This is a genomic window from Vibrio pacinii DSM 19139 (assembly GCF_000711795.1).
Lineage (GTDB): Bacteria > Pseudomonadota > Gammaproteobacteria > Enterobacterales > Vibrionaceae > Vibrio > Vibrio pacinii.
The window spans coordinates 90,241-99,485 of record NZ_JONH01000016.1 but is presented as its reverse complement, the minus strand read 5'-3'; the positions used below and the strand labels follow the sequence as shown (position 1 = coordinate 99,485).

7 protein-coding genes, 1 tRNA gene and 2 rRNA genes are annotated in these 9,245 nt (G+C 46.6%); 3 read left to right on the top strand and 7 right to left on the bottom strand.

Annotation, left to right across the window (positions count from 1 at the left end; genetic code table 11):
- From BS19_RS11660 to BS19_RS11650, 3 genes are all read left to right on the top strand, one after another.
- Nucleotides 1-121: ribosomal RNA gene (locus tag BS19_RS11660) — 23S ribosomal RNA — on the top strand; the annotation flags it as partial.
- Between the two features lie 88 nt (nucleotides 122-209).
- Nucleotides 210-326: ribosomal RNA gene (rrf, locus tag BS19_RS11655) — 5S ribosomal RNA — on the top strand.
- Nucleotides 327-396: 70 nt separating this feature from the next.
- A tRNA-Ser gene (locus BS19_RS11650) sits at nucleotides 397-487 on the top strand.
- 79 nt (nucleotides 488-566) lie between these two features.
- Here the strand turns inward: BS19_RS11650 and BS19_RS11645 are convergent.
- From BS19_RS11645 to glnL, 7 genes are all read right to left on the bottom strand, one after another.
- Nucleotides 567-995: a YqaA family protein gene (locus BS19_RS11645; protein ID WP_245609278.1), complete on the bottom strand. Its 429-nt coding sequence runs from the start codon at nucleotides 993-995 to the stop codon at nucleotides 567-569.
- Nucleotides 992-1,657, bottom strand: coding sequence for a gamma-glutamyl-gamma-aminobutyrate hydrolase family protein (locus BS19_RS11640; RefSeq protein ID WP_038175462.1), 666 nt, complete (start codon nucleotides 1,655-1,657; stop codon nucleotides 992-994). Before BS19_RS11640 ends, BS19_RS11645 begins: the two co-directional genes overlap by 4 nt.
- Nucleotides 1,630-2,604 (bottom strand): amidoligase family protein, encoded by a 975-nt coding sequence (locus BS19_RS11635; protein WP_038175461.1) that lies wholly within the window; start codon nucleotides 2,602-2,604, stop codon nucleotides 1,630-1,632. Before BS19_RS11635 ends, BS19_RS11640 begins: the two co-directional genes overlap by 28 nt.
- A gap of 260 nt (nucleotides 2,605-2,864) precedes the next feature.
- On the bottom strand, nucleotides 2,865-3,866 hold the full coding sequence (gene add / locus BS19_RS11630) for an adenosine deaminase (RefSeq protein WP_038175460.1): 1,002 nt from the start codon (nucleotides 3,864-3,866) through the stop codon (nucleotides 2,865-2,867).
- A 98-nt stretch (nucleotides 3,867-3,964) separates the two neighbouring features.
- Nucleotides 3,965-6,505, bottom strand: coding sequence for a phosphodiesterase GepA (gene gepA / locus BS19_RS11625; RefSeq protein ID WP_038175459.1), 2,541 nt, complete (start codon nucleotides 6,503-6,505; stop codon nucleotides 3,965-3,967).
- A gap of 154 nt (nucleotides 6,506-6,659) precedes the next feature.
- Nucleotides 6,660-8,063: a nitrogen regulation protein NR(I) gene (glnG, locus tag BS19_RS11620; protein WP_038175458.1), complete on the bottom strand. Its 1,404-nt coding sequence runs from the start codon at nucleotides 8,061-8,063 to the stop codon at nucleotides 6,660-6,662.
- 26 nt (nucleotides 8,064-8,089) lie between these two features.
- Nucleotides 8,090-9,142: a nitrogen regulation protein NR(II) gene (glnL, locus tag BS19_RS11615; RefSeq protein WP_038175456.1), complete on the bottom strand. Its 1,053-nt coding sequence runs from the start codon at nucleotides 9,140-9,142 to the stop codon at nucleotides 8,090-8,092.
- Between the last annotated feature and the right edge of the window lie 103 nt (nucleotides 9,143-9,245).

The window sequence follows — 9,245 nt, the reverse complement described above, 5'->3', positions numbered from 1 at the left end:
CTTCCCTGGCACTTTAAGTGTCCTAAAGGGTTGTTCAAGACTAGAACGTTGATAGGCAGGGTGTGTAAGTGCTGCGAGGCATTGAGCTAACCTGTACTAATTGCCCGTGAGGCTTAACCATACAACACCCAAAGGGTTTTGATTGGACTCAAAGCAAGAATATTGAATGTGTGACGAATTTTTACAGCTTTCCGAATTTTAAGAATTTGCTTGGCGACCATAGCGATTTGGACCCACCTGATTTCCATGCCGAACTCAGAAGTGAAACGAATTAGCGCCGATGGTAGTGTGGGGTCTCCCCATGTGAGAGTAGGACATCGCCAGGCTTTAAATATCGTTACTCGTATATACGCGTAACCACATCATCAGTGTACTAATCTGTTGATGACAATTTGTGGAGAGATGGCTGAGTGGTTGAAAGCACCGGTCTTGAAAACCGGCGTACGTTAATAGCGTACCTAGGGTTCAAATCCCTATCTCTCCGCCACATTAAAAAACCCACTGCTTGCAGTGGGTTTTTTTGTATTTGTATTGATTAGAATTTACTGCCAATCAAAGCATACGATTTAAGTCAGTGAACCTGCTAGGTAAACTACCGCAATATAACGTACGCATTTTCCGAGCCCAACTAACAACAAGAATGGTGCCAGCCGTACTTTTAAAATCCCTGCAATTAGAGTTAATGCATCGCCGCCGATTGGTAGCCATGCCAGCAGAAGGCTCCATACTCCATAACGTTGAAACCAACGCTGCGCTTTATCAATTTGATCTTGGCTAAAATAGAACCATTTCCTATTTTTAAAGTGCAGCAAGTAGCGTCCCAATACCCAGTTGACCACTGAGCCTAAAGTATTACCCAAGGTAGCAACCCCGATCAGTACCAGTGGATCGGCTCCTTGTTGTAGTAACAGGAATAACAGTACTTCAGAATAAAAAGGCAATATGGTCGCGGCTAAGAAAGCGGAGCCAAACAGCAGTAGATAACTAGTAATCACTCGCCAGCCTGCCTAAGCCAACGAAAGAGAGCGAATTGTGCTGGTAGATAGAACAAATATTCAGGGTGCCATTGAACACCAATAATCAGTTCTCCCTCTGAGCTCTCAATGGCTTGAGTTAAATTATCCAAGTCATGCCCCACCGACTTTAGCCCAATACCAAGACGCTTAACCGCCTGATGGTGGAGGCTGTTAACACGGAGATGATTTTTTCGACATAAGGTCGCGAGATGAGAAGTGTTTTTCAGGCGCACCTGTTTGGTTGGCAATAACCCGGGTCGATTGTAAGTTAACTTGCGTAGGTGACGAATATCGGAGTAAAGCGTGCCTCCTTTTACGACATTGATGAGTTGAGCACCTCGGCAAATACCAAGCAATGGGACGTGATGTTCTAAGGCCCACTCTATCCACTGTATTTCTAATTTGTCGCGTTCAGGATCGAGGCGCACTTTTTGATTGAGATCACCGCCGTAATGTTCAGGGCTAATGTCATCGCCGCCACTAATAATTAGCGCATGTAAGGGGACGCCTGACCACGGATGTCGGACACTGATTCGTACCGGTTCTGCCCCTGCTAACCGCAGAGCTATTTTGGTGCACCACCATGACGGTGACCACCTTCTACCATTTCCTGTTACACCCACTCGTGGTCGACGAGCCATTGTGATACCTCCTTAAGCCAAGCTTCGCGACTCACCCCGATTACAGGGCGTGTCATCTCGATAAATTTTTGTGATAGCGCTTCAATAGCCTGTGGATCGGCCGCTAAACGCTCGATTACACACCATAGGTTCCAACTATTGGCTAAGCTCCAGTCTTTGTCTTCTATTTGGCAATCTGGTAAACGGTAATGGAACGTCGGCCGAGAGTTGATGAGTTGGTCATTGACCACATCGAGCACACGGTCTTGGTTGATTTCAGTTAGCAATGGCAACAGATCGAGGGCGCGATTACGTGTCGGATTGTGCTTAAGGTAATGATCAGTCAGAGCGTTGATATTTGGGTATGACTGACTGAGTAGTTCATAAATATAGGTTTCTGGGTAGAGGTTAACATAGGGGCTTAGCTTTCGGGTTGGATCCACTTGATGCGCTTCGACTAACCACCACTGCAATAAAGAAAATGCTTTAACAAAGCGTTCAATTGTCGCGACATCAAGTTGTGGTAGCTCAGGGTTGATGTGAACACCATAAGCCGCAAGCAGTGAGCTGTCAGTGCCTTTTGCGCCAGCTTGTCGCAAGTTCGGTATTAACTCATTGAGGTGAGAAAGCTGCTTCATCGAGACCGGAGGACAGATGATTTCCAAAGGGACGATGGCTTGAGCGCCTTGCTGTAAAAAGTCGACCCATTCATGGCCGTCATCTTGTTGCTGCGCCTCGCTTGCTTTGCGTTTCAAGTAGTCCCAATCTAATTCAATTGTGAAGGTACCAAGCTGGTCGCTATGGAGTAAATATTCAACCGCTGAGCTCTGTTCGAGCTGCCCGCCAAACGTGGCTTGTACTTGTTTGGCTGCTTCTTCAAGAGTCAGTCCAGTAAATTCTAGTTCGAAGCCAACTCGTCTGGTTGCGTCATCTTGGGTTGTGAGGTGTGCTGGGAGAGTAAATTTCATTGATGGACACCGAGTTAGAGAATCAACTTATCAGTGTAGCAGACTGAGACAACGAGCTAAAACTGCTCACAATAACCAATGATGATGGGCCTAAAACTAATGATGCTCTAACTTACAGCGATTGATACTGGGTTGGAGCGCGATAAAAAAGAAAAAACCTCTTTGCCCGATTCTCGTGGGAGAGACAAAGAGGTTGCTGTGGTTGATGCTACTTTGACTGGGGCACTCTATAAGGAGCGCTCCGCTCAGCGTGTGCGCGGTTAACGTTGGCTTGCTTTGTCTTTAAGAGTTTGCTTTTCTTGTTCGGAAAGGAAAGCGAGCTCAAGGCCATTGATCTGCGCCTGACGGATTTGCTCTTGAGATAAGCCTGCTTGCGGCGCTGCGACTTCATATTCATATGGTAGCTCGATACCTTCCACCGCAGGGTCGTCAGTATTTAAACAAGCGAGAACACCGTGCTCAAGGAATTGCTTAAGAGGGTGGCTCGTCAGTGACGCTACTGTGCTGGTTTGGAAGTTTGAGGTTAAGCATGACTCGATACCGATGCGGTGCTCTGCAAGGTAATCCATCAGTTTCGGATCATGAACCGCTTTGACGCCATGACCGATACGTGTCGCTCCAAGCTCTTGGATCGCTTGCCACATGCTCTGTGCACCAGCGGCCTCACCTGCGTGAACCGTGACCTTAAGACCTGCATCTTGCACTTGTTTGAAGTGCTTAACGAAGCGTTCACCGGGTTGACCGAGTTCATCGCCAGCTAAATCTACGGCCACGATTTTATCTTTCTGAGTGAGGATCGCATCCAACTCTTGTTGGCAAGCGTCAGTGCCAAACGTGCGGCTCATAATACCAATTAGGTTTGCCTTGATACCGAAATCACGTACACCCGCTTGCACTCCATCGACAACAGCTTCAACCACGCCAGCAACAGGTAGCTTGTGCTTCATCGCCATGTAGTAAGGTGAGAAGCGCAGCTCTGCGTAATCGATTTGTGCATTGAGTGCATCTTCGACGTTCTCGTAAGCGACCCGACGACAGGACTCAAGATCACCCAGAACCGCGACTCCCCAATCAAGCTTAGAAAGAAATGCAACCAACGACGGTTCAGCTTCGACGATTTGAACGTGTGGGGTTAGGGATTCAACGTCATAAGCTGGTAACGCAACACCAAATTTCTGGCCTAACTCTAAGATGGTCTGGGTACGGATGTTACCATCAAGATGGCGGTGTAAGTCTGTCAGTGGAAGGTTCTTGGTTATCATTATCGTCATTCCAGTTAAATCGATTTTGCTAAGTATAAGAATCAATAAGACCAGTGTCAGTAGAATAAGCGCAGAAAGCCATCCATAAGCGTTGGTTTTTATTTCATGTTAACCAAATTTGTTGGCCATTCATCATAAGGCACAGGACGGCTATATAAGAAGCCTTGCCCTAATGGGCAGTTAAGATGAGCTAACATTTTTGCTTGTTCTTCGGTTTCAATGCCTTCCGCGACAATATTGACCTTCATACTGCGGGTCATATTAATGATTGCTGCGATGATAGAAGTGTCTAAATTATCAGCAGAGAGCTTATTGACGAAGGTTCGATCAATCTTTAAGCAGTTAAAAGGCAGCTTATGTAGATAAGCCAGAGAGCTGTAACCAGTGCCAAAATCATCTATCGCTATATGCACACCAAGATCATAAATAGCTTGCATATTTTCGAGAGTGATTGGGTCGTTATCGACAATGCGTGACTCTGTGATCTCTAAAGTCAGGTTGCTAGGTTGAAGTTGTGAGTCATCAAGTACCTTCATCAGAGTGTTGATAAAATCGGGCTGCGAGAGCTGATTTACCGACAGATTGACATGGATGTGAAAGTCTTTTGTCCACTTGCCTTCTTTAATGCCCCGCACCGTGTCTGTACAGGCTTGACGTAAGATCTGTTCACCAATGGCGCCAATGAGGCCACTCTCTTCGGCAATGCCAATGAACTCGATAGGTGGGGTCAATCCCGAGGATGGGGACAACCATCGAGCCAGTGCTTCGGCGCCGATGATCTCACCTGTTTTTAAATCAACCAGTGGCTGATAAAAGGGAATAAACTCATTGTGTTCAATCGCATCTTTGATCTTTGACTGCATTAAAGTACGTTTGCGCGAGACGTCAGCCATCTCTGGGCGGTAATAGCTAATGCCGGTAATCTCTTGCTTAGCATTACTCAAAGCGATACTGCCGTTGCGTAACCAATGCGTCATATTTGAGTCTGGGCCTTGTTCGACAATGCCAATGCAAACGCTAACCACTACACTCTCTTTTTCCATCAGAAACGGCGCTGCAAACATCTGCAAAATTCGATTCGCGGTCAGAATAGACTCCTGGTGGTCTTGCGTGTGTGGTAAATAGATCGCAAATTCATCCCCGCCAATACGTGCTAGGTGAACGTCCTCTGAAAATAATGACTGTAATCGCTGAGAAATAATCGTTAGCAGTTGGTCGCCTTTATAGTGACCTAGGCTATCGTTAATATCCCTAAATTTGTTGATACCAATAATCAGCAGTGTGCCGTCAATGTGTGCGAGCTTATCACAAGTATCAATCAACCCTTCTCGGCTATATAGCTTGGTCAGTGAGTCATAGAGCAGTTGTGAACGCAGTGCGCGAAAAGAGGCTTTGAGGTTGTTGGCCATTTCATTAAACGCATAAACCAATAGACTGGTTTCGTAAATATTACCTGGTTTAGGCATGTGACTTTCCCAGTCGCCTTTGGCCAGTCTTTTCGCTGCCGCTGCGGTTGTGGTTATCGGGGTCACAATGCGGTTAAAAGCCAGTAGCCCGAGTACGATGCCGATACCACTAGCGACAATACCAATAATCCAACTGTTGCGCTGAGACTTAGGAAGTTGACCAAGTAGATTGGATTCAGAAATCGCGACGCCGATAAACCATTTTAGGCCATGAGTATCAATATATGGTGTGAAGTGATTGAAATAACGTTCATTGTTGATATTGAGCGAGAAGCGTTGGGTTTGGTTTTCGGCAAAGAAATTATTTTGGACACCGTATTGAGCATTCGCTTCAATGATGGGATTGTCACTTTCAATCGCCAGTAGTCGATCGCCTTTTTTGCTCAGTGGCGTCCCCCAAGATACCACGCTACCACCAGTTGAGTGGGCGATTAAACGCTGTTGGTCATCGACGATATAAATGGTTGCATTGGTTTTGTTCTGTTGAGTGCGCAAGAAAGTATTAAACGTATCAATCTTTATATCCGTGACTACCACCCCCTGAAATGCTTGCTCGTAAAATACAGGTGTTAGTGCGGATAAGGTGATTTCTTGTCTTTCGTCTGCGTTGGCGTAAATCGAAGACCACATGGGTTCAAGGCTTTGTGCCACGGGGGCATACCAAGGACGAATTCGCGGATCGTAGTTGTCGAACACTGAACGAACATCATCACTGACTACTTGGCCTTTATAGATCACTAAGCGATTGTCGGTGCGCTCATCTTGAATCATTAACGTGTAATCGTTATTGGGTTCTTTACGAAAGCCAACATATTCAGCGGACTCGCCACCAAAACCAATCACATCAAGTTGCTGGATTGAGTTGTATAAGCCGCTAAATGAGGTAAGAAAAAAACGCTCAATGGCGCTGGTATCTCCAGGATGATAAAGACGATTGAAGCCGATCGAGTGGCTGAGGGCGAGGCTGGCTTGAAAAGGCTCTTCGAGAAAGCGATGAAGCTCAAGATCGACATTGTCGGTGAGTGCCGATAAGTGTTTGTCACTAATATCGGCAACCATCTCTTCGTAGTTGCTTTTTTGTACCGCAATGATAATGCCGATTGTAAAGATAAATATCAGTACAAAGGGTAGCACTACTGCTGTTCTCAGTGTTATTTGCGTCTTCGCTGGCATCTTTTCTTCAATTACGACAAGAGAGTGTATTTGTATATTCTAATAAAAGTCAGCGACTTTGCTGAGATATTTTCTGATTAACACTTCATTTTTAAATAATTTTTCTTTGTTCGTTTAACTAAAACAGGCTCTATCTTGAGCCTGTAATCAGTGGCTAGTAGAGCTCTTTGAGCTTACGAGTGAGCGTATTACGCCCCCATCCGAGCACTTTGGCAGCGTCTTGTTTGTGACCATTGGTATGTTCTAAAGCTGCTTCGAGCAGAATGCGTTCAAATTCAGGCAATGCATAAGCCAGTAATTCAGTGTCGCCTTGTGACAGAGCGGCTCTTGCCCAGCCTGAGAGTTGTTGTTGCCACGAACCGCCAACGGACGCGTCATTGTGTTTTTTCTCTTCGAGTAACTCGGTCGGTAAATCACTTGGCAGAACTTCGGTTCCGCTTGCCATGACCGTTAACCAACGACAAATATTTTCGAGCTGACGAACGTTCCCTGGCCAGTTGAGTCGGTTTAGTGTCTCGATCGTGCTTGGATGCAGTGTCTTCACGTCAACACTAAGCTCTTCAGCAGCGAGTGCTAAGAAGTGCAGGGTTAACTTTTTAATGTCTTGTTTACGTTCGCGCAGGGCTGGTATTTGAATGCGTATGACATTCAGGCGGTGGAACAAATCTTCACGAAATTTGCTTTTATGAACCAATGTTTCAAGGTTTTGGTGCGTGGCAGCCACGATACGGACATCAACTTTAATCGGAGAATGTCCACCAACGCGATAAAACTGACCATCGGCGAGAACCCGCAGTAAGCGCGTTTGAATATCAAGGGGCATGTCGCCGATTTCATCGAGGAACAGCGTTCCGCCATTTGCTTGCTCAAAGCGCCCTTGGCGCACGCTGTTGGCTCCGGTAAACGCGCCTTTTTCATGACCGAACAGTTCTGATTCGATCAAATCTTTTGGAATCGCTGCCATATTGAGAGCGATAAAAGGGTTACTCGCGCGCGGGCTGTGACGATGCAGTGCGTGTGCGACTAGCTCCTTACCTGTCCCTGATTCACCATTGATCAGTACCGAAATAGATGAGCGAGATAAACGCCCTATGGCGCGAAACACCTCTTGCATCGCGGGTGCTTCGCCAATGATTTCTGGTGGGGTGTAATTATCATCGACAAGGGATGCTTGCTCTTGTTTTTGCTCATGACGATGGGTGATGGCTCGCTCTACTAGGGTTAATGTTTCATCAACATCGAAAGGTTTGGGTAAATACTCAAAGGCCCCTTTTTGATAAGCATTAACCGCGGCATCAAGATCGGAGTGAGCGGTCATAATGATCACTGGTAAATCTGGAGAACGCTGGTGAACCTGCTTGAGCAGTTCGATACCATCAATGCCCGGCATGCGAATATCAGAGACCAGTACATCAGGCGTTTCTCGTTCTAGCGCCATTAAGACACTCTCCGCATCGGCGAAGGTTTCACATTTTATGTTGGCCGATGATAAGGTTTTTTCCATAACCCAACGGATGGAGCTATCGTCATCGACGACCCAAACGTATCCTTTACTCATAGTCTGCTTTCCTTACAGCAATGCCACTAACTTTGAATCGGCAAATAAATAGTAAATGTTGTTCGACCAGGCCAGCTTTCTACGTCTATTTTGCCTTGGTGTTGGTCGATAAGGTTTTGCGCAATTGATAGTCCTAGCCCGGTTCCGCCCTCTCGGCCACTGACCATAGGGTAGAACAGGGTGTCTTGTAGGTCGGTGGGAATGCCCGGGCCGTTATCGATAATCTCAATGCGCGCTGCGAGTTTGCAGCGTTGGCCATGAATATTGGCCTGGTGCACCGTTCTGGTGCGAATTGTAATTTGGCCGTCATCTTGGTTTTTGAGTATTTGCCCTGCGTTGCTGACAATGTTGAGCAGTGCTTGCTCTATTTGATCAGCGTCCATCACGATGTCTGGTAAGCTCGGATCGTAGTCTCGCTCGATCTGCACGCTTTGGTTGGCTTCGAGATCTACCAGTTGGCGTATTTTTTCTAAGATGAGGTGTAAGTTGGCTGGCTTTTTTTTGCCCGGTTTTTGCGGGCCAAGTAAGCGGTCAACCAAGGCGCGTAGGCGATCAGCTTGTTCAATAATGATTTGAGTGTACTCGGCTAAGCTGGCGTCAGGTAAGGCTCTTTCGAGCAGTTGCGCGGCGCCCCGCAGCCCGCCTAGCGGGTTCTTGATTTCATGAGCCAAGCCTCGCACTAACAGTTTCGCCGCTTGCTGCTGAGCATATTGGTTGAGTTCTTGCGACAGCCGACGTTGTTGGCCTATCTTGCGCATTTCGATCAGAAGCATTAGCTCTTTATTCCAAGAGATAGGGCTGACTGTCACTTCAAGCATTAAAGGTTTGCCATCGACCACAAACGTCACATCACTATCTGTAATGCTTTGACCACTCTGAAGCGGCTGAGACAAAAGCGCTAAATCCATCGAAGCATGCTGAATAAGGTGAGAGAGTGGGTGGTCAATGATGCGCTTGGCACTTTGCGAGAACAATTGCTCGGCAGAGGGATTAGCATAACGAACTTGCAGCGCTTCGTTCATGATTAAAATCGCGGTGACTTGGTGATTTAAAATAATGTCGTTGAGTTCGCTATCCACTGCTTTACCCTTTCCTTGAACCTGAATTGTGCAACGCACCAAAATGGTGCGTGAAAAAACTCAAGTATGGCGCATTGAATCAGATAACTGAAGGGAAATAGTC